Genomic DNA, 22,701 nt, shown 5'->3' on the forward strand with positions numbered 1-22,701 from the left:
CCGCGAACTTTCACAGGGAGGATAACCATGAAAATGCGTCTTGCGGCGGGTCTGCTCGCTTGCTCGATTTCGGCGCTGGCGGTCAGCGCCTCGGCCGACACCATTCGCGCCACCAGCGGCTTCGGCCCCAACCATGCCGTCGCCAAGGACGTCTACCCGACGCTCTTCAAGAAGCTCGAGGAGCTGACCGACGGGCGCTGGACCGGCCAGGACACCCCCTCGGGGCTGGTCGCGCCCAACGAGATGTCGACCGGGCTGCGCGACGGGGTGACCGAGTTCGGCGCGCTGCTGATGCCTTATTTCGTCGCCGAGTACCCCGAGAGCGTGCTGGTCTCGGAACTGTCGATGCTGGGCTCCAGCGCCGCCGTGGTCAGCTCGGCGGTGACCGAATACATCGCCACCTGCGCGCCCTGCCAGGCCGAGTTCACACGCAACGGGCAGATCTACCTCGGCTCGGACACCACGCCGCTCTATGACCTGCTGTCGACCAAGCCGGTGAAGACGCTGGGCGACATGAAGGGCCTCAAGGTCCGCTCGGGCTCGCCCTTCTACGCGGCCTTCATCGAAAGTGTCGGCGGCGCACCGGCGCAGATGCCCTCGTCCGAACTCTTCGAGAGCCTGAGCCAGGGCGTGATCGACGCCACCTTCTCCTCGCCGCACGAGATCATTGCCAACCGCCTCGGCGACGTGGTCGACTACGTGACCGAGATCGAGCAGGGCGTGTTCAACGGTGCCGCGATCACCACCGCGAGCGCGATGCTCTGGGATCGCATGGATGCCGAGGACCGCATGGCGCTGGCCACCGCGGCGCAATACGGCATCGCCACCGGCATGGCCGCCTTCGACCGCCAGATCGAAGAGGTACGCGCCGGTGACATGGTCGAGTTCATCGAGCCCGACCAGGACCTGATCGACGCCCGCGACACGTTCAACGCCGACCGTCTCGCCAATGCCGCCTCGATCCTCGAGGGCCGGGGCGTGAGCGATGCACAGGCCAAGATCGACCGCTACAAGGCGCTGATCGACAAGTGGGAAGAGCTGGTCACCCCCGGCATGACTCCCGAAGAGCTGGGCGCACTGCGGACCGAGGAAATCTGGTCGAAGATCGACCTGACCTCCTACGGCAGCTGAGCCTGACCGGCGCGCGCCGAGCCTCCCGACGGCGCGCGCCATTCCCGACTTTCCCCTCATCCCCCGGAGGATCGGATGCTTGCTCCGATTGAGACCGCCGTGGCGCGGATCAGTATGGTATTGGGCGGCCTCGTGCTGCTGGCGATGATGCTGCAGGTCGTGGTGGACGTCTTCATGCGCGCCTTTCTCGGCGCGGGCTTCCCCGCCACCGCCGATCTCGTCGGCAAATACTACATGGTCGCCGTGAGCGTGCTGCCGCTGGCCCTGACCGAACTGAAGCGCCGCCACATCGAGGCGACCGTCTTCACCCAGACCCTCACCGGCACGCCGCTGAAACTGGTGCAACTGCTGGGCTTCGGCATCTTCGCCGCGGTGCTGGCTGTGCTCACCTATGGCTCCGGGCTCGAGGCGATGCGGCAGATGGCCCGCGGCGCCTACATCGAGGCCGGCACGCTGCGCTTCGTCACCTGGCCGAGCTACTGGATCCTGCCGATCTCCTTCGGGCTGGCCCTGCTGATCATGGCGATCCGCATCTTCGAAGTGATGACCGGCCGCTTCGGCGAGCATGACCACGACCCCGTCGGCGCCCTCGAAGATCTGGAGGACATCTGATGGATCCCGTCACCATCGGCATTCTCGCCCTTGCCGCCCTGCTCATCCTGATCGGCCTGCGCGTGCCCATCGCCGCAAGCCTGATCCTCGTCTCCTTCGTCGGCATCTGGGCGGTTGCGGGCATCCGCCCGGCGCTCTCGATGATCTCGACCATCCCCTACACCACCTCGGCGAGCTGGACCCTCAGCTCGATCCCGATGTTCCTGCTGATGGGCTACATCGCCTATCATTCGGGCCTCACCCGCGGCCTCTTCGAGGCGGCGCGGGTCTGGTGGGGCTGGTTGCCCGGCGGGCTGGCGATCGCCTCGCTGGCAGGCGCCTCGGGCTTCGCCGCGGTCTCGGGCTCGTCGGTCGCCTGCTCGGCCGCCATCGGCCGCATCGCGGTGCCCGAGATGGCGCGGCAGAAGTACGATCTGCGCATCGCCACCGGCGCTGTCGCCGCAGGCGGCACCATCGGCGCGCTGATCCCGCCGTCGATCATCCTGATCCTCTTCGGCATCCAGGCCGAGACCTCGATCAACGACCTGTTCCTCGGCGGGCTCTTCGTCGGCCTTGCCTCGCTGGCCTTCTACATTTGCGCCGTGCTGATCGTCTGGCTTCGCAACCCGGCCAGCCTGCCCCGCGCCGAGCCCTACACCATGGGCGACCGCTGGAAGAAGACCGCCGAGATCTGGCCGGTGCTGCTGCTCATCGGCGCGGTGTTCGGCGGGCTCTTCACCGGCTTCTTCACCGCCACCGAGGCGGGGGCCTTCGGCAGCTTCGTCGCGCTGCTCCTCGGCGTCGCCCGCCGCTCGCTGAGCTGGGCCGACTTCAAGGAAAGCATCGTCGACACGCTGCTCTCCTCGGGCGCGCTCTTCATCATCGCCATCGGCGCCAACCTCTTCACCCGGCTCGTCGCCATGTCGGGCCTGTCGATGCAGATGGGGACGTTCGTCGAGGGGCTCGGCCTCGGCACCTTCGCGCTGCTGCTGGTGATCGTGGTGATCTACCTGATCCTCGGGATGTTCCTCGAGCCGATCGGGGCGCTGCTGCTGACCCTGCCGCTGTTCCTGCCGATCCTCGCCCAGCATGGCGTCGACAAGCTGTGGTTCGGCCTGCTGGTCGCCAAGCTGCTGGAGATCGGCATGATCACGCCGCCGGTGGGGCTCAACGTCTTCGTCATCCACTCCGTCGCCCGAGACTACGTGCGGCTGGAGCAGGTCTTCGCGGGGATCGTGCCCTTCATCCTTGCCGACCTGGTGCTGGTCGGCGGCATGCTCGCCGTGCGCGGCTTCTTCTGAGGATTTCGACCATGAATATCAACGGAACCATCGCCCTCGTCACCGGCGCCGGAAGCGGCCTCGGCGAGGCCACCGCGCGGCGGCTGGCGGCAGCGGGGGCAAAGGTTGCGGTGCTGGACCTCTCCCCCGAGGCCGCCCAGCGCGTCGCGGGCGAAATCGGTGGGCTGGCCGTGGCGGTCGACGTCTCGGACGCCGCCGCCGTGGAAGCCGCCTTCACCGAAGTCAGCGAGAAGCTCGGCACGCCGCGCATCGCGGTCAACTGCGCCGGGATCGGCACCGCCACCCGCATCCTGCCGCGCGACGGATCGCTGTCCATCGAGGCCTTCGAGCGCACGCTGAAAATCAACACGCTCGGCAGCTACATCGTGCTCAGCCACGCCGCGCGCGCCATGTCGGCGCTGGAGCCAGTGGATCCGGACGGCGCGCGGGGGATCATCCTCAACACCGCGTCTGTCGCCTATCAGGACGGGCAGATCGGCCAAGCCGCCTATGCCGCCTCCAAGGGCGGGATCGCCTCTCTCACCCTGCCCGCAGCGCGCGAGCTGGCCCGCTTCGGCATCCGCGTGATGACCATCGCGCCCGGCCTTTTCGAGACCGCCATGAGCGCCGGCCTGCCGCCCGAGGCACGCGCCGCGCTGGAGGCCGGCCTGCCCTTCCCCTCGCGCATGGGCAAGCCCGACGAGTTCGCGCTTCTGGTGCAGCAGATCATCGAGAACCCGCTGCTGAACGGCGAGGTGATCCGCCTCGACAGCGCCGTCCGTCTCGCCCCCAAATGACCCTACTCCAAGACGTCCCCAAGGAGACTGCCATGTCCGACCACGCCAAGTATCTCACCACCGAGGTGGACGGCCAGATCGCCACCCTCACCATGATCCGCACCGACAAGCGCAATGCCATGAGTGACGGGCTGATCGCGGCGCTGGAGAATGCCTACGTGACGCTGCCGAAGGACGTTCGCGTGGTGATCCTGACCGGTGCCGGCGGGCACTTCTGCTCGGGGCTCGACCTGTCGGAGCATGTCTCGCGCAGCGCCGAGGACGGCGTCTACCATTCGCGCAACTGGCACCGGGTGATGGAGATGATCCAGTTCGGCGGCAAGGTGACGATCTCGGCCATGGAGGGCGCGGTGATCGGCGGCGGGCTGGAACTGGCGGCATCGACCCATGTGCGCATCGCCGAGCCCTCGGTGATCTTTCAACTGCCCGAGGGGCGACGCGGCATCTTCGTCGGAGGCGGCGCCTCGGTGCGGGTTGGCCGAATCCTCGGGGCGGATCGCATGGTCGAGATGATGCTGACCGGGCGCAAGTACGGTGCCGAGGACGGGCTGCGGCTGGGGCTGACCCATTACAGCGTCGAGGCGGGCGAGGCGCTGCCGCTGGCCCGCAAGCTGGCGGAGCAGATCGCCGGGAACGCGCCCATGTCGAACTATTTCATGGTGCAGGCGCTGAGCCGGATCAACGACATGTCGCGCAGCGATGGCCTGTTTACAGAGAGCCTCTGTGCCGCGCTGGTGCAGACAACCCCGGACGCCGAAGAGGGGCTGAACGCCTTCCTCGAGAAGCGCGCGCCCGTGTTCCGCTGAAGCGCCTGGAGGGAGGACACATGGACATGACCATCATCGAACGCGCTCCGACAGGCCACGAGGCCCGCGCCGACTGGGCCCGCCGCCACACGCTGACCCGCTTTGTGCCGCACAAGGTCGAGCGCGAAGACCGTGAGGACGGCACCATCCTGCTGCGCTCGAGCTACGAGCTGCCCGAGGCCGTCGCCAACACCGGCGCATGGCTGCACCGCTGGGCGAAGGAAGCCCCCTACCGCGTCGCCGTCTCCGAACGCCCCACCGAGGGCCCCGGCTGGCGCAACGTGACCTATCTCGAGCTCCTGCAGCAGGTGCGCGCCGTCGCTTCAGCGCTGCTGGCGCGCGGGCTGGGACAGGGCGACACCATCGCCATGCTCTCGGGCAACGGGCTCGATCACCTGCTGGTTTCGCTGGCCGCTCAATACATCGGCGTGCCGGTGGTGCCACTGGCCGAGCAATACGCGCTGATTCCCGAGGCGCATGGCCGGCTGATCTACGTGCTCGACAAGGTGACCCCCAAGCTCGCCTTCGTCGATGACGCCACGCGCTACGCCTCCGCCCTCGCCCTGCCGCAGCTCGCGGACGTCGAGGTCGTGGCCGCGCGCGGCGAGGCCGGGCGTCCGGTCACCGCCATGGCCGAGCTTCTTGCCACCGAGGAAAGCCCCGAGCTCGACGCCGTGCACGCGACCGTCGGCCCGGACACCTTGGCGAAGATCCTCTTCACCTCCGGCTCCAGCTCGGACCCCAAGGGCGTGCTGACCACCCATCGGATGATGTGCGTCAACCAGGTACAGATGCAGGTCGCCCTGCCCTTCCTCATGGACCATGCGCCGCGCATCACCGACTGGCTGCCGTGGAACCACGTCTTCGGCGGCTCGCACAACGTGAACATGATGCTCGCGCATGGCGGCACGCTGACCATCGACAGCGGCAAGCCCACAGGCAAGGGCTTTGCCACCACGCTCAAGAACCGCACCGACCGCCCCGGCACGCTGGCCTTCAACGTGCCGGTGGGCTGGAACATGCTGGCCGATGCGATCAAGGATGATCCGGCCCTGCAGGAGCACCTCTTCAAGGACCAACAGCTGCTGTTCTATGCCGGTGCCTCGCTGCCGCAGGATGTCTGGGAAGCGCTCGAGCAATTCTGCATCCACGCCCGCGGCGGCCTTCCGATGATGATCTCGAGCTGGGGCCTCACCGAGACCGCTCCTGCCTGCCTGATGGTGCACGAGCCCATCGGTCGCTCGGGGGTGATCGGCGTGCCGCTTCCCGGCGTCGAGGTGAAGCTGATCCCCGACGAGGACATGCGCTGCGAGATCCGGGTGAAGGGCCCCAACGTGATGCAGGGCTATTTCAACGACCCCGCGAAGACCGCCGAGGCCTTCGACGAGGAAGGCTTCTTCATCACCGGCGACGCGGTGCGCTTCGTGGATCCCGAAGATGCCAACCGGGGCCTCGTCTTCGACGGGCGCGTCTCGGAGGACTTCAAGCTCGACACCGGTACCTGGGTACAGGCGGGCAACCTGCGCATGGCCGCGCTGAAGGAGCTGGCCGGGCTCGCGCAGGACGTGGTGATCTGCGGCCATGACCGCGGCGAGGTGGGGCTTTTCGTCTTCCCCGTCCCCGGTGCCGCCAAGGTGGGCGAGATCACCCAGGGCGCCATCACCGACACCGAGCTGATGACCAAGATCGAGCTGCGCCTGCGCGAGATGAACGCGCATGTCACGGGCTCGGCCAAGCGCATCACCCGCGCGATGGTGCTTGCCGAGCCGCCCTCGCTGGAGCACCACGAGGTCACCGACAAGGGCTCGCTCAACATCAAGAAGATCCTGACCCGCCGCGCCGACCTGCTCGAGCGGCTCTACGACAACGAAGACCCGGGCCTGATCCGCGTCTGAGGAGGCATCCCCATGATCGACTTCGCCAAGATCCGCGCGATCGATTTCCACACCCACGCCGAGGAAGCCTGCGGCTGCCACACTGACGACGGCTACGACGAGCTTCAGTCGACCATGGCCAAGTATTTCGGCGCGCCCTGGGCGCATCCGCCGACCATCGACGAGACCGCCGCGCACTACCGGCAGATGAACATCGCCGCGGTGATCTTCCCCGTCGATAGCGAGCGCGAGACCGGCTACCGGCGCTACGACAACTACGAGGTCGCCGACGCCTGCGCCAAGAACGACGACATCCTCATCCCCTTCGCCTCGATCGACCCGGCGAAGGGCAAGCTGGGGGCGCGCGAGGCCCGCGATCTGGTGCAGAACCACGGCATCAAGGGCTTCAAGTTCCACCCCACGATGCAGGGCTTCTATCCCAACGACCGCATGGCCTATCCGCTCTACGAGGCGATCGCCGAAGCCGGGGTGCCGGCGCTCTTCCACACCGGGCAGACCGGCGTCGGCTCGGGGATGCGCGGCGGCAACGGCATGCGGCTGAAATACTCGAACCCGATGTACATGGATGATCTGGCGGTGGATTTCCCCGACATGCCGATCATCCTCGCGCATCCCTCATTCCCCTGGCAGGAAGAGGCGCTCTCGGTGGCCCAGCACAAGCCCAACGTCTACATCGACCTCTCGGGCTGGTCGCCGAAGTATTTCCCGAAGATCCTCGTGCAATACGCCAACTCGATCCTGAAGAAGAAGATGCTCTTCGGCTCCGACTGGCCGATGATCGCCCCCGAAAAGTGGCTCAATGCCTTCGATCAGGCCGAGTTCAAGGACGAGGTGCGCCCGCTGATCCTCAAGGAAAACGCGATGCGCCTGCTGGGCATCGAGGCCTGACCCCCTCCCGCGCGTCCCGGCGCGCGGGCTTCCCTTCTTCACGCGCGGAGCCGGAGCGGGCTCCGCGGCGGTGCCCCTGCGCCGCCGAGCCCCCTTGCGAGCGAGGCACAGATGATCCCCTTCCAGGCCCCCACCGACGAAATCTTTTACAGCCTGCGCATCTTTGCCGGGGATACCCCCCCGTTGGGATGCCGAGCTGTCGCAGGAGATCACCCAGCATTTCGCCGCCTTTGCCGAGGGCGTGCTTGCGCCGCTCAACGAGCCAGGCGACCGGCAGGGCTGTCGCCTCGAGAACGGTCGGGTGCGCATGCCCGACGGCTTCGGCGCGGCCTATGCCGAGCTGGCGACAAGCGGCTGGCAGGGGCTCACCGCCCCCGAGGCGCTTGGCGGTCAGGCGCTCGACCACCTGACGGCGGCGGCGGTGTCAGAGATCTTCTCGGGGGCCAACCACTCTTTGCAAATGGTCACCGGTCTGGTGCCCGGCGCGATCTCGACGCTGCTCGCCAATGGCACGCCCGAGCAGCAGGCCACCTATATCCCGCACCTGACCTCGGGCGATTGGCTCTCGACCATGTGCCTGACCGAAGCCGGGGCGGGCTCTGACCTCTCGCGCATCCGCTGCAAGGCGACGCGGGAGGGCGACGCGTGGAAGATCTATGGGCAGAAGATCTTCATCTCGGGCGGCGATCAGGACATGTCGCAGGGCATCCTGCATCTGGTCCTTGCCCGCACCGGCGCGCCCGAGGACGGGGTGAAGGGGTTGTCGCTGTTCCTCTGCACCTCCGAGGTCGATGGCACCCGCAATGCCATCACCGTCACCCGCATCGAGGAAAAGCTCGGCCTGCATGCCTCGCCCACCTGCCAGATGGAATTCGACGGCGCGACGGCCGAGCTGATCGGTGACGAGGGGCGCGGACTGGCAGCGATGTTCACCATGATGAACCACGCCCGGCTCGACGTGGCGCTGCAGGGCGTTGCACATGCCTCCCGCGCCTTTGCCATCGCCAGCGCCTATGCCGCAGAGCGCAGGCAGGGCCGCACCCCCGAGGGCGACCCGGCGCTACTGACGGACCACCCCGATGTGACGCGCATGCTCGACGAGCAGCAGGACCTCGCCCGCACCGCGCGCGGCATGTGCCACCTTGCGCTGGCCGAGCTGGAGAAGGCCGAGGCCCCTGCCCTCATCGAGTTCCTCACCCCTCTGTGCAAGATCTACGCCACCGAGGCCGGCATCCGTTCGGCGGACCTCGGCATCCAGATCCTCGGCGGCTACGGCTATTTGGAGGAATACGGTGTTGCGCAAATCTGGCGCGATGCGCGGATCACCTCGATCTACGAAGGGGCGAACGGCATCCACGCGCTCACCTTGGCGACGCGTGGGCTGAGGCTGGACGGTGGCGCGGCGATCGGGCAGTTCGCGGCGCTGGTGATGCGGCTCGGCGGCGACAACCCCGAGCTGGTGGCGGACTGCGCGGCGTGGCAGGGCCGCGCCCGGACCCTCGCCGAGACCCCGGATACCCGCGCCGAGGCACATGGCTTCGCCCAGGCGACCGCGACGCTTCTGGCCCGGGCGGTGCGGCTGAGGCTGGCGGCGGGCTGAATCGCTCGCGCCTTGGCAGCGGGGCGCTCCCGCGATATGGGGGCGCCGAGCAATCCAGAGGCCCGACGATGCAGATCACCCACCTTGTCACCCATTCCGGCGGCTTCCACGCCGACGAGCTGCTGTCCTCGGTGATCCTCACCCGGCTCCACCCCGAAGCCGAGATCATCCGCACCCGCGACGCGGCGTGGATCACCCCCGGCGCGGGCAAGGTGATCTACGACGTGGGCCGCGCCTACGATCACGCGCAGGGCATCTACGACCACCACCAGAAGGACGCGCCGCTGCGCGAGGACGGCCAACCCTTCAGCTCCTTCGGGCTGATCTGGAAGCACTACGGGCATGACTACCTGCGCGCGCTGGCGGTGCCCGAGGTCGATCTCGAGGGCATCCACACCAGCTTCGACATGGGCTTCGTGTTGCCGGTGGACCTGATGGACAACGGCGCGCTCAGCCCCTCCGAGGCCGGGCCGATGCTGTCGGACCTCACGCTGCCGATGCTGCTGGAAAGCCTCAAGCCGGTTTATGACGACAGGGCGCCCGAGGCCGAGGACATGGCCTTTGCCGGTGCGCTGCACATCGCCCGTGCCTTCGTCGAGGCGCAGGTGCGCCGCAAGGCCGCCAAGCGCCGCGCCGAGGCGCAGGTGACGGCGGCCATCCAGACCGCAGGGACCAGTCGCGTGCTGGAGCTGCCTCAGGGCATGCCGTTCCGTTCGGCGGTGGTGGCGGCGGGTGCCGACCACCTGCTCTTCGTGGTGCACCCGCGCGGCGACGACTGGGCGCTCACCGGCATCCGCAAGAACGCCGACGGCTTCGAGCAGCGCGCCGACCTGCCCGCCGCCTGGGCCGGGCTGACCGACGCGGCGCTGGAAGAGGCCAGCGGCGTGGCGGGGGCGAAGTTCTGCCACAACGGCCGCTTCATCGCCGTAGCGGGCAGCCGAGACGCGATCCTCGCCATGGCCGACCTGGCCGTGCGCGAGGCCGAGGCGGTGGCGGGCGCGGCCTGAGCCGCGCCGTCAGGGTTTACTGCATAACCGCCTCGAAGGAGATGTTCAGCACGTCCTCGGGCCCGAGCAGCGCCGTCGGCGCCACCCGCTCGGGCGTGTCCGAGCCGTTGCGGAAGACCTCGTAGATCGTCTCGACCGCCTCGCCCAGTTCGGCGGCGGCGGCGGGACTGGCGCGGCGCAGGAAATTCAGTGCCATCTGCACCTCGGTGCGCTCCTGAGCGACGCGCTGCTCGGCCTCGATCTTGTCCTGCAGCAGGTTTAGTCGGTACTCGGTCTGGGCTTCCTGAATGTCGCTCTCGGCATTGGCGCGGGTCTGCTTGGCGCGCGAGACAAAGGCGGCAACCTCGAGCAGGTCGGCATTGTACTCCGACAGGTCGATCTTCAGCCCCAGCGTCTGCTCTTTGCGGGCGAGACCGCGGGACTCAAGCTCCTGCATGCTTTCGAGCTGCTCCTGCGTCGCGTCGAGCCGCTCGTTGATCAACACCCGGCGCTGGTCGAGCATCCCCGCCTCCTCGTCGGCAAGCGTGCTGCGCATGGTGGCGCCTTCCATCAGGTCATGCATCAGCGAGCGGCGCAGGCCGACCAGCTGTTCCTGTTCCTGGTCGAGACGGGCCTCGGGCACCTGGGCCTCCGTCTCTGCCCCGTCGAGCCGGGCCAGTTCCCGCGCCAGCGCATCGCGTTCGGACTGGGCAAAGGTCAGGCGGCTCTGCGCCTCGGCCAGGTTGTTGCGGGCGTTCTCGATGTCGCGCTCGCTGCTCAGGTTTTCCTGGACGCGCTCGATGCCGCCCGCCATGGCGATGGCCTTCATCACCGTCAGGCCGGGGCGGAACTCGTAGGCGCCGGGCGTGTCGACCGCGCCCAGCACAAAGACATCGCGGTACTCGAGCATGTCGACCACCACCGACTCGCGGCTGGAGAAGCGTTCCCGGGCCTCGGCCTCGATACGCTCCTCGACCTGGCGCATGGTCAGCCCCGCGACATCGATCGGCCCCAGCAGGTGCATCGCGATCTGGCCGTCGGCGCGGACCTGGAAGTTGCCCGACATCTCGGGCTTGCCATAGACCGAGATGGTCAGCCGGTCGCCCACGTCCACGTGGTAATCCGGCGTGTCGGCCTTGGCCGCGCCGCCGGTCAGGGAGAGGGCCAGGGCAAGCGCCGTGCAGGCGGCAAACTGGCGAAGATAAACAACCATTCTCGCTACTCCTCAGTTGGGACTGTCCAGCCGCGGCGCGCCGGGCTGGTGATGCGCGCCGCGGCGCGGTCGGGTCTTGCTGTCGTAAAGGGCGAAGATGCGCTCGCGCATCACCTCGGCGCTAAAGCGGGCAGCCACGGTGTCGCGCGCCGCCGCGCCAAGCCGGGAGGCGGCACCCGGGTCGGCCAGCAGCCCCGCCACCGCCTGCGCCAGCGCCTCGGCGTCATGCGCGGGCACAAGGCGGCCACTGCGGCCATCTTCGAGGACATCGGAAATGCCGCCGACATCGGTCGAGGCGACGGCGCATTGCATTGCCATGCCCTCGAGCAGCACCATCGGCAGACCTTCCCAGGCCGAGGAAATCACCATCACGTCGAGCGCCAACAGGAGCTCGCGCATCTGGCTGATGGCGCCCGTCAGGATCAGTTTCTCCGGTCCCAGCCCGAGGCCGCGGGCCTGTGCCTCGATCTGCGGCGCCAGCGGCCCCTCGCCCACGACGAGGAATACCGCCTGCGGCACGCGCTGCGCGAGGATGGCGGCGCTGCGGAGGAAATTCTCGTGGTCCTTCTGCGCCGTGAGGCTGCCGATCACCGCCACGACCCTGGCGCCGGACCGCACGCCGTAGCGGACCAGATCGAGCGGCTGGGTGCGCGCTGGGTCGAAGTGCTGCAGGTCGATGCCGTTGACGATGGTCTCGATGCCATCGGCGCGGAACCCGCCGGTGCGGGCAACGTGGTCGGTCACCCGGTCCGACACGCCGATGCAGGCGTCGGCCCCAGCGGTGAGGGCGCGGTACATCAGGCTCTTGGCCTTCTTCTCGCGCCAGGGATCGGTGTTGTGCAGGGTGATGATGCGCGGCACGCCCGAGAGGCGCGCGGCGGTCTGGCCGACAAGATCGCTCTTGATCAGGTGGCTGTGGACAATGTCGGGCCGCCAGTCGCGGATCAGCGTCAGGCAACGGGCGAGCGCGCGCGGATCGCGCAGGCCCCTGGTGCTGAGCCGGGTCATGCCGACGCCGCGCTCGGCCACCCGCGCTTCGAGCGGGCCGGGGGTGAAATAGGCCACATGCGCCTCGCAACCACGCTCCCGCGCCGCATCGAGCAGGCCCAGCAGCAGCATCTCGGCGCCGCCGAACTTGAGGCTGTCGATGACGTAGAGGATGCGCTTGCTCACCAGGCCACCTCCAGCTCGGCGCGCGGCGCGGCCGGCTCGCCGGGGAAATGCGCGGCGATGCGCTGCGCCACCGCGTCCCAGGTGAACTGCGGTGCCCGAGCCTTGGCCGCCGTGCCGAGGCGCAGCGCCCTGTCGGGCATCGCGAGCGTCTGGAAGAGCGCTTCGGAAAGCGCCTCGGGGTTGCGCGCCGGGACCACGTGCCCGGTCTCGCCCTCGACCACGATCGAGCCGATGTCGCCCACGTCGGTGGCGACCACGGGCAGGCCGAACTGCATCGCCTCACAGAAGACCACGCCGAAGGGTTCGAGCCGCGAGGGCATGCAGAAGCAGGCGGCCTCGTGGAAATGTTCGGCCACCTCTTCCAAAGGCAGGCGCCCCAGCACCTCGACCCCCTCCACTTGCACGTCGGGGCTGCAGCCGATGACGGTCAGCGTCACATCCGGCAGTCGCTCGCGGAGGAGCTTGAAGGCGTCAACCAGCTCCGGCCCACCCTTGCGCTCCCAGTCGACCCCGACAAAGAGGATGCGGCGGCGGGCGAAGCGCTCGGTGCTGAGCTCCACCGGCCGCTTGGGAAGCACCGAGGCCCCCGCCCCGATGGCCGAGGTCTTGTCCGGCGCGATGCCGTATTGCTCGAGGAGCATCCGGCGGATCTTGGGGCCGAAGGTGAAGACGTGCTGGGCCTGCGTGTAGATCTGGCTCTCGCAGGCGAACCAGCCGTCGCTTGGTGCCCCGAACAGTCCCTGCAGGCTCGACATCCCCGCCCGCGCGACGTGGTCGGTGTAGACGAAGTTGGGGATGCCGGGCAGCGCCGCATTGAACAGCGACTGTGTCTGCAGGGTGAAGTCGTAGTCGGCGGGATCGAACCGATCGCGTACCGTCTCGCTGACCGCCTGGTAATACGCCCGCGAGCGCGCCAGGCGGTAGCGCAGCATGTCCTTGGAGCTCCAGCTGGACAGCCCGTATTCGCGCTGCACCCCGAGGAGGCAGCGCAGCTGGCTCAGCATGTTCTCCTTGAACTCCTTTCCGACGTCGATGACATCAAGGGTGATCTCGGGGCGGACCTTGCGCAGGGCCGCCTCGAGCTGGGCGTTGATGTGCGAGAAGCTCCCGCGGATCACTAATAATCCCCGCAACCGCGCGGGACCCACCGTTGAAAAATCCTTCATCTCACCCAATGATCCCATCCACGTAAATGTAGTCTAGATAATCAATTCTGAGCGGCTCGCCGCCGTCCGAAATACCGGTGAAACTCACCACGTCGCCGGTCTCGAGTTCGACCCCGAGCGTGCTGTGCTCGGCAAAGGATGTGCCGTTCACGATCGCGTCGCCCGCATCGAGGTTCCAGACGAAGCTGTCCACCACAATGCCGTTCACCTCGATGTCGAGCTGCGACTGACCGTCCGACTCGTCATAGTGACCCAAGGTAAAGTTATAGGTTCCGGTCGCATCCGCAAAGACGAAGCTTGCGCTCTGCACGCCCGCGTCGCCCGCACGGATCAATTGATCGCCGGATGCGTGACCATTGCCACTGATGATGAAACCTTGGTCGAGCGAGAAAGTCTCGGCCTCGATGCGCACCAGCTCACCCGGGTTGGCAGGCGCGCTGCCGCCGCCGGAGCCACCCTCGAGGGGCGTGAAGTCGAGGTAGTCGATGCGGAGCGGCTCGCCCCCGTCGGACACGCCCGACAACTCCAGGGTATCCCCGACCGACAGCTCGATCCCCGAGATCGTGTGCTGCGCGAAAGACCCAGGCGTGACCGTCGTTTCGGCCGCGTCGAGATCCCAGGTGAAGCTGTCGATCACCGTGCCGTTGAGCAGTACGTTCAGCACCGATTGCCCGTCGGATTCGTCGAAATACCCAAGGGTGAGATCGAAGCTGCCCGCCTGGGTGACGCTGTAGCTGGCGATTTGCGTGCCCGGGTCCGTGGCCTGGATGAGTTGATCGTCCGAGGCATGCGGGTTGCCGAAGACCGCGAAGCCCTGCACGAGGGTCAGGCTCTCGGCCTCGACGCGGAAGGTCTCGCCCGAGCTTGAGCCTCCGCCGGTGCTGCCTCCGCCGGTGCTGCCCCCGCCCGAGCTGCCCCCGCCCGAGCTGCCCTCGACCGGCGTGAACTCGGCAAAGTCGATGCGCAGCGGCTCGCCGCCGTCGGACACGCCCGACAGCTCCAGTGTATCGCCGACCGCCAGCTCGATGCCCGAGATGACGTGCTCGGCGAAGGAGGACGGCGTGACCGTCGTCTCGGCCGCATCGAGATCCCAGACAAAGCTGTCGATCACCGTGCCGTTGAGCAGCACGTTCAGCACCGACTGACCGTCGGATTCGTCGAAGTAGCCGATCTTGATGTCGAAGGTGCCGGCCGTGACGACGCTGTAGCTGGCGATCTGCGTGCCCGGGTCCGTGGCCTGGATGAGCTGATCCCCCGAGGCGTGCGGATTGCCGAAGACCGCGAAGCCCTGCACGAGGGTCATGTCCTCGGCCTCGACGACGAAGGGATCGCCGGTGGGCGTGCTGCCGCCTCCGGTGCCGCCCCCTCCCGAACTGCCGCCGCCGCTCGAGCTGTCGGCATCATAGGTCAGGTAGATCGGCGACGTGGTCGGCCCCACCGGCAAGTTGCCGTTGCTCGGGTCGATCACCGCCGCGACGATGCCGAGCGGAAGCTGGTCCTCGCCCGTGAAGTCAAAGGCCGCCACGCCCGAGAGGTCGAACATCGACGAGATGTCCTGCACGCCCCCGGTCAGGGTGACGTCGACGGTCTGCACCTCCACCGCGTTGTTCGCCGGGAAGTCCGACGCCGCCAAAGCCGCCAGCTGCGCGTCGAGCTGCGGCGCATAGGCCTGCTCGGTGCTGGTGCCGGTGGAGAAGGCGTTGGTGGTGGGCTGGATCATCGCCTTCATCAGCACCACCCGCATGGTCGCGCCCGCCGGGCCGCTGACCAGCATGCTGAAGTCGCTGTCGCTGTAAGTGCCGACACCGCCCTCGATGAGCCCGTTGACCACGATGCTGGCCTCGGTGCCCGCCGCCGCCTGCGACGACAGCCCCTTGGCGCCCGCCTGCGTGCCGGTGCCCTGCAAGTAGCCCGTGCTGGTGGTGCCGTCGGCATAGGTCACGGTGAAGCTCGAGCCGATCAGCTCTGCCCCCGACACGCCGCCCACGTCCCAGCTGGGACTGGTTCCTGCATCCAGCGTCGACTTCTTGGCCCCGGCGATCGAGTTGGGATCCATATCAACCGAGAAGGTCACCGTCTCGCCCGACTGGAAACCGCCATTGGTGGCCGTATCGAAGGTCAGCACGATGCCCTCGTAACCGGCTGTGCCGCCGGCCCCCAGGTAGGTCTCGTTGTTCGGGTCACTGGCATTGTTGTTCGGCGCATCCACGCCGGTGTTCCCGGCGCTGTCGATGGTCAGCGCCTTGGAGATCGTGTCCCCTGCGACGCCGAAGGGATCGAATACCGCATCCTTCAGCACCGCCTTCGAAACATCGATTTCGACCTTGGTGACCACCTTGGTGCCGGTGTTGCTGAGCACAAAGGAGCCGCTCCCATAGTTCGACTCCTTCACATTTGTCGCGTTCGCCGTGATCGCCAGGGTGACCGCGCCGCCACCCGTGCCTGGCGTGCCGCTGTCATTGTCCAGAATCGTTACCAAACCGGTTTCCTCCCCGATGGTTGCATTGGCTCCGCTGACCCCGGTGATCACCACCTCGAACCTCTCGGCCCCCTCGACCAGCGTGTCGTTCAGGATGTTGATCTGCACGCTGGCATCCGCCGCGCCGCCCGCGATCTGCCGGCTGCCGCTGTAGACGCCGGTTGCGGCGTTCAGCGTCGCATTGGCAACGCTGTAGTCGCTGCCCGCCGTCGCGGTGAGCGGACGCACCTCGAACTGCACGAGCACCGTGCTCTCGGAGGGCACGTAATTGCTCGCGGAAAGCGCGACGGTGACCGACCCGTCCGCCTCGCCGGCAATCGCGTCGCCGACCGAGATCGACGGCCCCGTCTCGACGTCATCGATGGCAATGATCTCGATGGCGTTGATCAGCGGGTTCTCCAGCACCGACGCGAAGTCGATGTCGGCGATGCCGTCGTTGATCTGGCCCGTCCATTGCACCATGCCACCGACGCCGCTCCCGAAGGTCGCGACGAGGTCGAAGTCGTTCAGGAAGAGCGTGCCCTCGATCGACACGTCGAAGATCCGCTCGCCGATCTGGTCGGTGCCAGCGTAGCCGTTGCCCATGTAGAGACGGATCGCGTAGCTACCCGGGTCGACAGCGAACTCGTACTGCATGCCCGCACCCGTGGGCTGCGCCCAACGCTCCTGGGTGAAGACCCCGATCGGGGTGGTCGAGGGCACCGAGCTGTCGAGCGTGGCAAGATTGAAGGTCGACACCGAGGTGGTGCCAGCCACCAGGACCGAGGTGGAACTGCTCCAGTCCATGCCGCCATCGGTGGCGGCGACGTCGGCATTGCCGCCGACCCAGCGGTGCACGACCTCCCCCTCCGAGGTGTTGGTAACCTCGATCCAGTCCCAGGAGGCGGCAAAGCTATCGTCCCCGGTGGTGGTGGAGGCGACCATGCCGACCACCGCGCCGGTGACCGAGCCGAGGTTGTCATACTCGCCCTTCACCGCCTCGACGACGGCCGTCGGAAGCGCCAGAGTCGCCGTCGGCACCCAGTCCGTGTAGACGCCATTGTTCACGTAGCGCGCCCGCGCCGTGGCGGTCTCGGCCCCGGAAGTCATGTCGAGATCGATCGCCACCTCGAAGTTCGGATCGCCGACCCCGAGGATGTCGGGATCCTCGATCCCCGGCACCTCGACGAAACTGCTGACGAAGCTGTTGTTCTCCTCGACGATCAGCTGCACGCCGTACTTGATCGTGCCGCCGTCATCGACCACAGCGATCGTGGCCTCGACGAAGGTGTCCTGATCCCCCGGCCCGACCATCAGGCCGACCTTCTCGCCGCCGTCCCAGGTCTTGGCCGGCGCATCCTTGTTCAGGGAATAGGCGAAGATGTTGACCATCTCGCTGGTGATCGCAAGCTGCTGCGCGCCCGAGGACATGAAGCCGATGCCGAGCACATCCTGCTGGGTGTTCGCGGCACCGACGGCGGTGCCCGCATAGGCCTCGTCGATGCTGACGAAGCTCGAGGCCCCGCCAAGGTTGAAGACACCGCCGTTGTAGAGACCCTGCGTCGGGTCACCGGCGTTGTCGGTGGCCGGAAGCACGTTGTTGCGCCACACCGCGTTGACACCGATGCCGCCCGCGATGCTGTCGCCGCTCGGCACGGCGCCGGGCGGCGTCGAGGCGGGGTTGTTCAGCTCGAAGTCCCACTTGGCCGAGGAATTCGGCCCCACCACCACGCCGGTGCCGTCGGTCGGATCGCCGACATGGCTGTCGAGGATGTTGTCCACCCCGTCGAGATCGAGATCGTCGCTCGGATCGAGCGGCTCGCCGCCGGGAATGAAGATGGCGATATTGTCCTTGCCGTAGACACCGCTGACGATGAGCCCGGCGAAATCGTCGAGCCCGTCCCCGTCATTGTCGATGAAGACCCCGAGCCCGTCGTCTCCCAGCGCGGTCACCGCCAGCGGCTGCGAGCCGAAGTTGCCCAGCTCGTAGACCACCGAAGCGGAATCCGTGCGGCCGTCGCCGTCGGTGTCATCGACCTTGATGAAATAGAGCGTGCCATCGAAGCTGGCCGCGACGATGGTATTTTGCAGCGCCCCGCCGAAGAAGGTCGCGGTGTATTCCTCGAGCCCGTTGGTGGATTCGGGAAGCGTGAGCAGCGAGCCGTCCTCGGTGTAATCGAGCAACTCGGCCTCCGGCGAATAAGCCGTGCCATCCATCACCGAGGTGCCGTCGAAGAAATCAAGCACGTTGGCGATTGAACTACCGGGATGCTCCCAGTCGTAGCCCGAGACCACGTCAAAGAAATCGTCGGGCAGACCGGTGAGCGACGTCGTATCGACCCAGCTCCCGGCGGAATCCTGTGCGTAGATGATCAGCAGTTCGGACAGGAAGTCGCGCGCCTCCGCCTCATTGGCAAAAAGCACCTCTCCATAGGCCATGATCGCCGAGCCGGAGGTCGCCCCGGCGTAGGTCCCGTCGCTGTTGAAGGCCAGGGACAGTGCCTCGGCCGCCGCGCGGATCGGGTTGGCATGACCGCCGTAGGGGCCATATAGGTCGGTGATCTCGCCAATATAGTGCAGCTGGTCGCCATAGCCCTTGCTGCCGTCTTCGCTGAACTGGTTGGTGGCAAACTCCGAGGTCCAGTCGTCGACGATCGCGCCGTCGGAATAAGAGACCGCCTGACCACCCCAGCCGCCGTTCGGACCGTTGTCGAAGGTGTAGACCTGGCCGTCCTCGGTCACCAGCACGTCGAAAGGATTGCGGAAGCCCGGCGAATGGATGCTCAGCGGATTGTCGACCAGCTTGAGTTGACCGTCCTCGCTGACCAGCACGTAGTCGGTGATCTTGGCCATGTTCAGGCCGTTGTTGCCGCCTGCCCAATCGGGCCGGAGAACGCCGCCGCTGCTGCCGTTGTTATCAAGCGTGAAGTTCGGGTCGAGATCCAGGTTCTGGATGTTCAGCGTGGTGAGATCGACGTTTGGCCGCGAGGGATCGTCGAGCGTCGGCAAGTCGAGAATGAAGAGGTTCCCGCTGGCATCGGTGCGGATGTCGTAGGAATCCAGCTCGGTCAGGTTGATCTTGATGACCGAGGCCGAGTAGGCGAAATCCACCGTCCCGGCAAAGTTGTTGCCGGGAGCGCCCTTGTTGGTGTTGCCGCCGATGGCGACCCACAGGTAGGTGTCGCCGGTGTCGGGATCTACCGACAGGTCCAGCCCGTTGATAGCGTGGTTCTCCTCCGAGCGCGGCAGGCCGCGCACGATGGCGACATTGGACAGCACCTCGCCGGTGTCAGGGTCGAGCACGATGCGGTGGATCTGGCTCGAGTTGGTGTCGAGCCCGCTGTCCTCGCCCACCGAGATACGCCAATCCGAGGAGGTGACATACAGAACGTCGTTCCCGTCCTCGTCGGTCGTCGCGACGAGCCCGGTCATCTGGCGGAACGCCTTGTTGTTCACCGAACCGTCATCGTTGTAGTTCTGGGTGTCGGCGGGAATGACATTGATCGCCGTCGACGAGGTGACGACGAAGTCGGGGCTCGTATCGGCATCCGCCCCATCCGGCTGCCGTTCGATTTCGTAGCGGTAGATCGTGCCGTCCTGCTGGGCGACAAAAAGGACCGGGTTACCGGTTTCGCTGAAATCCAGTGCGGTCGGGTTGGTGCTCTGTTCCCCGGAAAGGTCAGTGACACCGAATGTAATATCTTCGGGCATAATAAGGTCCTCTGAGGAGAGGGGTAAAATAAACTATAAAATCAATTATTTATTTTTGTTTTCTATCTGTTTTCGATCTTTCTGGGCCTTTGCCCTGGCAGGGGACCTCGTGTTTGCCGGGTGGGTTAATTCCCGTCCTGCATCATGCCGCGGTCGAGCGGCTGAGCGCCCGTCGCAGCTTCGCGGAAAGGAACTCGGAACGGTGTGGCACGACCACGGCCTGGAACAGGTAACGGCTCAGAATGTGCTCGGCGTATTCACTTTTCGGCTTGTAGCTGACCTGCACCCGGCCGTTCGGCGCAGTGGCCTGGACCGTGCTCAGTTCGACCGCCGCGCTGCGGGTCTGACCATCCGGAAGCAGCATGGTCAGCCGACCGTTGAGCGGCACGTTCAGCGCATTGCCCTGGTCGAGGATGAGCTGATCCTCGTCGACCCAGAACACCGCCCGCGACTGACCGTCGTCGGAGACGAAGCGCATGTCGTAAACCCGCGCACGCGCGGCCTCGACACGTTCCGACCGGCGACCGAAGAGCGTGGACCCGATCCGCGACACCGTGCGCGCAGCCACGCAGGCCCCGACGAGGAACACCAGGGAGATCTCGCCGAGGTAGGACACCTCGGTGCGGCAGAGCTTGTTGTTCAGCCGCGAGCGGATCGCCTTGGAGGTGCCGTGGCTCATGAAGGCCTGGGCCGGGCCGATCATCCCGGGCTTGACCCGGAAGCGGCGTTCGTAATCGGGGATCGTGGCCGCGTATTGTGCCGCGATCTCCGGGCGCACGGGGCGCGGGCCGCACATGTTCATGTCGCCCTTGATGACGTTCAGAAGCTGCGGAATCTCGTCGAGACGGGTTTCGCGGAGGAACAGGCCCATCGGTGTTTCGATGCCCGACCCTTTGGGCAGCACCTTGTCCTTGGTGATCATCGCCGCCTTGGTGCTGTCGAGGCTGCGGAACTTGAACACGTCGAAGAGCTCGCCATTCTCACCGATGCGGGGGCCGCGATAAAAGATCGGCGCACCTTGGGTGAGGGCGAGGAGTGCGGTGATCACCAGAAACAGCGGCAGAACCATGAGAAAAAGCGTCATGGCGATGGCGAAATTGTAAGTCCGGTAGACAATCCGAGAGCGCGGCTGGAAGCCGACCGAGAAACGCGGCCAGATCGCGCGCCGGCCGCCCGACGGCCAGGGATCGACCCCGGTGACCGCGCCACTCGCGTAGCCAGTGTCCCGCGCGGATGGGGAGGAGAGCTCCGTACGGTAGTGGGAGGATTGGAAATCGCTGAAGGGGGAGGAGGAGTCGTCTACAGTTCTGTATGTGTTTGGTTTTTCTAGTTCTTTGTGTGTTGAAAAATTCATCAGAAATATCCTCGGCAAACTCAAGGAGCCAAGGGAAAACCCCTAGCCAAAAAGCAAAATGCAAACGTTGCCGCATAAACACGCGGCGATCATGAAAACTTTCTTGATGCTCGGACTTCGGCCAGAAACTGCCTCAAATGCCCCCTGACCAATACGGGGGCAGATCGTTTTGTATGTTAATCAAAGCGCATCATTCTATGCAAAATACTAACTTTACGGACCAGCGGTGCAAAGCTGTTTTTTTGGAGCCTAGCCTGCAAACCCGGAACAACAAGGATATTCGAGCGCTTGTCGCGCGGCGGTTGCACGGACACTGTGCAGCATCTCGCAACAGTTGCTTCTCCCCCCCAAGCCAAGCGCACCAACTTCCTGCCCCATTTGATCCTTGATTTCGCCTTGTGCGGCGGGGCCTTAGTTTGAATTTTGTTCTGCCTCCTCCGCATTCCCCGCTGCCCTCCTCGGGATGCGGCCGCCGATCACCTGCCGGGGCGAATCGATAATGTAGCCGCCACGGGAAATCACCTCTTCGAAGATTCTAAGGTCAGTGGAATCAACCTCGGGCAGACGAGCGCCCGCATGGGCGAGCACGGAGTCCGCGACTTCGGCCGAAGGCATGACCGGCGCTCCGCTGCCCGCGAAAGTCGGCGCCTTCGACAGCCCGACCTCCGCGTCCCTGCGGATCTCCCCCAGGGTGTCCGACACGTAGAAGTTCGGCCCGGGACGGCCCGCGTCCTGCAGGTGCAGCGGCGGACGGTCAACGCTGTTCGGTCCGGCGATATAGACATTGCCAAGGATGTTGACCGTCGAGCCGGTGCCCTGAAAGCCGCTCGGGCCCCAGTTGTAGACGAGGTTGTTGATGAACTCGATCTGCTGGCTGTCGTCCTTGATATTGGGATTGCGGTGCCGGTTGTGCGCCAGAAGGTTGCCGATCACGGTGATGCGCTTCGCCGAGCCACCGCCGATCAGCAGCCCCATGCTGTGCCGCCCCTTGGGGTGGATCGACTGGTCGAGGGCCTCGGCGATGATATTGTTGGAGATGGTGACATCGGCGACGTTGCCCCACACCGCGAGGTTCTCGTCAACCGCCCAGCTGATTGAATTGCCGTCGATCAGCACGTTGCGGATCGGCTTGGAGCCGTCCCCGATCGACAGCCCGTCGCGATTGTCGGGCGCATCGCCCGGACCGTCGCCCGGGCGCAGGCGCATTCCGCGCACGATCACGTTGCTGCCCACCACCCGCAGCCGCCCGCCGGTGAGGGTGATCCCCCCCCGGCGCCGTACCGCCGTCGAGGGTGATGTCCGGCCCGATCTGGATCTGACGCGACAGATCGATGGTGCCGCCGACATCGAAATGGATGATGCGCGGTCCCTGCTCCTGCTCGGCGGCCCAGCGGAGGCTGCCCGGCCCGTCGTCGGCCAGGGTGGTCACATGCAGGGTGCGGCCATCGCCGCCACCGCGGGTCAGGGCGCCGAAACCGATCAGTTCCGGGGCATCCGCCGGGGCGGCGGTCTCGGCCCGGGCAATGCCGACGGGTGGCGCGAATGCCGCGAGCGCGGTCGAGAGAATGAAACCTCCCAGCACCACACGGCGCGGAAGAGACGCAAGACGGGTCATCACCTGCTCCCATGAATAACAACGGCACCCGGACGAC

At 66.4% G+C, this 22,701-nt stretch carries 16 protein-coding genes; 9 read left to right on the top strand and 7 right to left on the bottom strand.

The genetic code is table 11. The features are described 5' to 3' along the window. The first annotated feature begins 27 nt into the window (after positions 1-27). The 9 genes from CLG85_RS05650 (at position 28) to CLG85_RS05690 (ending at position 9,995) form a co-directional block, all read left to right on the top strand. Complete coding sequence (locus CLG85_RS05650; RefSeq protein ID WP_224847412.1) at positions 28-1,131, top strand: C4-dicarboxylate TRAP transporter substrate-binding protein; 1,104 nt, start codon at positions 28-30, stop codon at positions 1,129-1,131. A 75-nt stretch (positions 1,132-1,206) separates the two neighbouring features. Continuing rightward, a complete protein-coding gene (locus tag CLG85_RS05655) occupies positions 1,207-1,743 on the top strand; it encodes a TRAP transporter small permease (protein ID WP_095884183.1) in 537 nt (178 codons plus the stop codon). After that, positions 1,743-3,023: a TRAP transporter large permease gene (locus CLG85_RS05660; protein WP_260348550.1), complete on the top strand. Its 1,281-nt coding sequence runs from the start codon at positions 1,743-1,745 to the stop codon at positions 3,021-3,023. The genes CLG85_RS05655 and CLG85_RS05660 overlap by 1 nt, the downstream gene beginning before the upstream one ends. A gap of 11 nt (positions 3,024-3,034) precedes the next feature. Continuing rightward, complete coding sequence (locus CLG85_RS05665) at positions 3,035-3,799, top strand: SDR family NAD(P)-dependent oxidoreductase (RefSeq protein ID WP_260348551.1); 765 nt, start codon at positions 3,035-3,037, stop codon at positions 3,797-3,799. Between the two features lie 32 nt (positions 3,800-3,831). Then, a complete protein-coding gene (locus CLG85_RS05670; protein ID WP_095884351.1) occupies positions 3,832-4,605 on the top strand; it encodes a crotonase/enoyl-CoA hydratase family protein in 774 nt (257 codons plus the stop codon). Between the two features lie 20 nt (positions 4,606-4,625). Then, positions 4,626-6,500, top strand: a complete 1,875-nt coding sequence (locus CLG85_RS05675; RefSeq protein ID WP_095884352.1) for a feruloyl-CoA synthase — start codon at positions 4,626-4,628, stop codon at positions 6,498-6,500. 12 nt (positions 6,501-6,512) lie between these two features. Continuing rightward, positions 6,513-7,388, top strand: a complete 876-nt coding sequence (locus CLG85_RS05680) for an amidohydrolase family protein (RefSeq protein WP_095884353.1) — start codon at positions 6,513-6,515, stop codon at positions 7,386-7,388. 163 nt (positions 7,389-7,551) lie between these two features. Further along, positions 7,552-8,988, top strand: coding sequence for an acyl-CoA dehydrogenase family protein (locus CLG85_RS05685; RefSeq protein ID WP_260348552.1), 1,437 nt, complete (start codon positions 7,552-7,554; stop codon positions 8,986-8,988). A 68-nt stretch (positions 8,989-9,056) separates the two neighbouring features. After that, a complete protein-coding gene (locus tag CLG85_RS05690) occupies positions 9,057-9,995 on the top strand; it encodes an MYG1 family protein (RefSeq protein WP_260348553.1) in 939 nt (312 codons plus the stop codon). 16 nt (positions 9,996-10,011) lie between these two features. Here CLG85_RS05690 and CLG85_RS05695 read toward each other — a convergent pair whose 3' ends face one another. From CLG85_RS05695 to CLG85_RS05725, 7 genes are all read right to left on the bottom strand, one after another. Continuing rightward, positions 10,012-11,187, bottom strand: coding sequence for a polysaccharide biosynthesis/export family protein (locus CLG85_RS05695; RefSeq protein WP_095884126.1), 1,176 nt, complete (start codon positions 11,185-11,187; stop codon positions 10,012-10,014). A gap of 12 nt (positions 11,188-11,199) precedes the next feature. Beyond that, positions 11,200-12,360 (bottom strand): glycosyltransferase, encoded by a 1,161-nt coding sequence (locus CLG85_RS05700; RefSeq protein WP_260348554.1) that lies wholly within the window; start codon positions 12,358-12,360, stop codon positions 11,200-11,202. Further along, the gene (locus tag CLG85_RS05705) at positions 12,357-13,478 is read right to left on the bottom strand and encodes a glycosyltransferase family 4 protein (RefSeq protein ID WP_176476551.1); all 1,122 of its coding nucleotides are present in this window, start codon (positions 13,476-13,478) and stop codon (positions 12,357-12,359) included. The genes CLG85_RS05700 and CLG85_RS05705 overlap by 4 nt, the downstream gene beginning before the upstream one ends. Before the next feature lie 49 nt (positions 13,479-13,527). Beyond that, positions 13,528-19,695, bottom strand: coding sequence for a malectin domain-containing carbohydrate-binding protein (locus CLG85_RS05710; protein WP_095881806.1), 6,168 nt, complete (start codon positions 19,693-19,695; stop codon positions 13,528-13,530). A 142-nt stretch (positions 19,696-19,837) separates the two neighbouring features. Then, positions 19,838-21,049, bottom strand: coding sequence for a sugar transferase (locus tag CLG85_RS05715; RefSeq protein ID WP_095881807.1), 1,212 nt, complete (start codon positions 21,047-21,049; stop codon positions 19,838-19,840). A 411-nt stretch (positions 21,050-21,460) separates the two neighbouring features. Next, the gene (locus CLG85_RS05720) at positions 21,461-22,165 is read right to left on the bottom strand and encodes a hypothetical protein (RefSeq protein ID WP_260348555.1); all 705 of its coding nucleotides are present in this window, start codon (positions 22,163-22,165) and stop codon (positions 21,461-21,463) included. Continuing rightward, positions 22,128-22,664 carry a hypothetical protein gene (locus CLG85_RS05725; protein ID WP_260348557.1) on the bottom strand — a complete coding sequence of 179 codons (537 nt, stop codon included), beginning with the start codon at positions 22,662-22,664 and terminating at the stop codon, positions 22,128-22,130. The genes CLG85_RS05720 and CLG85_RS05725 overlap by 38 nt, the downstream gene beginning before the upstream one ends. Between the last annotated feature and the right edge of the window lie 37 nt (positions 22,665-22,701).

The organism is Alloyangia mangrovi (genome assembly GCF_002300555.2).
In the GTDB taxonomy this organism is placed as follows: domain Bacteria; phylum Pseudomonadota; class Alphaproteobacteria; order Rhodobacterales; family Rhodobacteraceae; genus Salipiger; species Salipiger mangrovi.

What these genes read in the sequence shown, in the direction of transcription:
- CLG85_RS05650 (WP_224847412.1), top strand. Translation starts at nt 28, where the DNA reads ATGAAAATGCGTCTTGCGGCGGGTCTGCTCGCTTGCTCGATTTCGGCG.
- CLG85_RS05655 (WP_095884183.1), top strand. Translation starts at nt 1,207, where the DNA reads ATGCTTGCTCCGATTGAGACCGCCGTGGCGCGGATCAGTATGGTATTG.
- CLG85_RS05660 (WP_260348550.1), top strand. Translation starts at nt 1,743, where the DNA reads ATGGATCCCGTCACCATCGGCATTCTCGCCCTTGCCGCCCTGCTCATC.
- CLG85_RS05665 (WP_260348551.1), top strand. Translation starts at nt 3,035, where the DNA reads ATGAATATCAACGGAACCATCGCCCTCGTCACCGGCGCCGGAAGCGGC.
- CLG85_RS05670 (WP_095884351.1), top strand. Translation starts at nt 3,832, where the DNA reads ATGTCCGACCACGCCAAGTATCTCACCACCGAGGTGGACGGCCAGATC.
- CLG85_RS05675 (WP_095884352.1), top strand. Translation starts at nt 4,626, where the DNA reads ATGGACATGACCATCATCGAACGCGCTCCGACAGGCCACGAGGCCCGC.
- CLG85_RS05680 (WP_095884353.1), top strand. Translation starts at nt 6,513, where the DNA reads ATGATCGACTTCGCCAAGATCCGCGCGATCGATTTCCACACCCACGCC.
- CLG85_RS05690 (WP_260348553.1), top strand. Translation starts at nt 9,057, where the DNA reads ATGCAGATCACCCACCTTGTCACCCATTCCGGCGGCTTCCACGCCGAC.
- CLG85_RS05695 (WP_095884126.1), bottom strand. Translation starts at nt 11,187, where the DNA reads ATGGTTGTTTATCTTCGCCAGTTTGCCGCCTGCACGGCGCTTGCCCTG.
- CLG85_RS05710 (WP_095881806.1), bottom strand. Translation starts at nt 19,695, where the DNA reads ATGCCCGAAGATATTACATTCGGTGTCACTGACCTTTCCGGGGAACAG.
- CLG85_RS05715 (WP_095881807.1), bottom strand. Translation starts at nt 21,049, where the DNA reads ATGAATTTTTCAACACACAAAGAACTAGAAAAACCAAACACATACAGA.
- CLG85_RS05725 (WP_260348557.1), bottom strand. Translation starts at nt 22,664, where the DNA reads ATGACCCGTCTTGCGTCTCTTCCGCGCCGTGTGGTGCTGGGAGGTTTC.